Genomic DNA, 1,921 nt, shown 5'->3' on the forward strand with positions numbered 1-1,921 from the left:
AATTGCTTTTTTCTGCTTACTTGCGAAAATTCCTGCGGAATTTTCACGGGTTCGTAAAAGTTTGCTAAATTAGGTGCTTAAACACGCAACTAATCATACACAAAACCGTTGCCCACAATTTGAAAAAACTGCTAACTATAACATTTTTAAACCTGATTTTAATTTCTTGCGGGAATTTAGAAGAAGATAAACTGATTGCAGAATTTAAAGCTAAAGAAAGCTACCGAATTTGGACAACCGAAAAAAGAATCAATAAATCCGATTCAATATACTTCAACAGAAAATCGTTTAAGGCTTACGATTCTAAAAACCGTCTAATAAATAGTAATAATTGGGAATTCTATTATTACAATGAGAATGGAATTGAAAAAATAAAGTCAATCTATAAAAGAGAGGGAAAAGGAACAGCTAAAATTGACACGCAAAATTACCTTTATAACAAAAATGGGCTATTATCTTACATAACAGAAAATCGCGAGAAAATTGACACAATTAAATCATTCAAATACGATTCCGATGACAATCTAATCGAGACTAAAACTAACTACAGAAAAATAACGCAGGAATTTAAAAATGGAGTCTTAAAAAAAAGAACCAAAATTGAGGGAAATGAGAAATCAAGAGTTTCTGAATTTGAATACGATTCATTAAATCGACTAATAATTGAGAATTGGATTTTTAGTGGTAATCATAGAATGAAAACAAAATTTGAGTATAACGAAAAAGGTAAACTCTTAAGAGAAATAGATAGTTCTTTTAATCAAGGAACAAATCCTAACGAGTTTGTTGAGTTTATAGACGAATACAAGTACGATAAAAACGATTCGATTATCGAGATAATAAGATTGGGAAGAGTATTAAGTGAATCTGATTTTAAAGTACGTGGAAGGAAAATATTTGAATGGAAAAAAGAATAAAAACTGTGGGCAACAACGTGTATATTCAATTGCTAGCTTCTAGACTACTTTGGAAAATCCTCGCGGATTTTCCATTTAGTGATTATTTGCTAAGTTAGTGCTTAAACCACGCAACTGAAACATACACAAAACCGTTGTAAAACATTTAAAAAAACCATATGAATAGAATTAAACCCTTTCTGATTTTACTTTTTCTTACGAGTTTGACTTATAGTCAGGATGTAAAAATGTCAACAGAATATTCGTCTGAAAATCAAGATACGTCTGATTTACTTCAATTTGAGAATATTGATTTTTATAAAGTAAAGTTTATTGGAAAAGACATCTCTGAAAAAAATTATGTACTGATAGCTAAAGAAATATGGGATGGTAAATTAAAAAGTACCGACACTATAATTGACACTTCAAAATATCCGAAAACATCTGAATCTAAATCAGATACTCTAAAATTAAAAGTTATTGCTAAACGAACATTTGAACCGAAATTGAAATTGTGGTTCCGATTCCCAAAATTCGGAATTAACAAAAAATATGACGCAATAATGTCGGACGACTATAGTTTGAGAGATACTGGAATTAGCGAAAGTATTGAATATGGTAAAAACTTTTACGCCTTTACCTATATGCTACCTTATGAAAAAGGAGATTATAAATATTGGTGCGCAGTCGAAGATAGTGGAAAGGATATAGAAAATTGGGGAAAAGAATTTGGAATAAAACACTATGTTATATTTGAAATGAAATTTGATTAAAAAACGTTTTACAACACCGTGTATAATTAATTGCTAGATTCTAGCCTACTTACGAAAATCCTCGCGGATTTTCTATTCGGTTTTTATTTGCTAACTTTAGTGCTTAAACCACGCAACTAACCATACACAAACACGTTGGCAATAATTATGAAGAAAACCCAAAGAACATTTTTGATTTTAGCAATTGTACTTCCTCTATTTGGTTTTTCTCAAAATGAATTCTTGGATTTTGTTGTTGACTATAAAAATGAT

At 30.0% G+C, this 1,921-nt stretch carries 2 protein-coding genes; both read left to right on the forward strand.

From position 1 onward, the window contains the following. Positions 1–119 precede the first annotated feature (119 nt). Positions 120–917: a hypothetical protein gene (locus VDP25_RS17525; RefSeq protein WP_334471921.1), complete on the forward strand. Its 798-nt coding sequence runs from the start codon at positions 120–122 to the stop codon at positions 915–917. Positions 918–1,075: 158 nt separating this feature from the next. After that, the gene (locus VDP25_RS17530; protein WP_334471923.1) at positions 1,076–1,669 is read left to right on the forward strand and encodes a hypothetical protein; all 594 of its coding nucleotides are present in this window, start codon (positions 1,076–1,078) and stop codon (positions 1,667–1,669) included. Positions 1,670–1,921 lie beyond the last annotated feature (252 nt).

The organism is Winogradskyella sp. ECml5-4 (assembly GCF_036903175.1).
GTDB lineage: Bacteria > Bacteroidota > Bacteroidia > Flavobacteriales > Flavobacteriaceae > Winogradskyella > Winogradskyella damuponensis.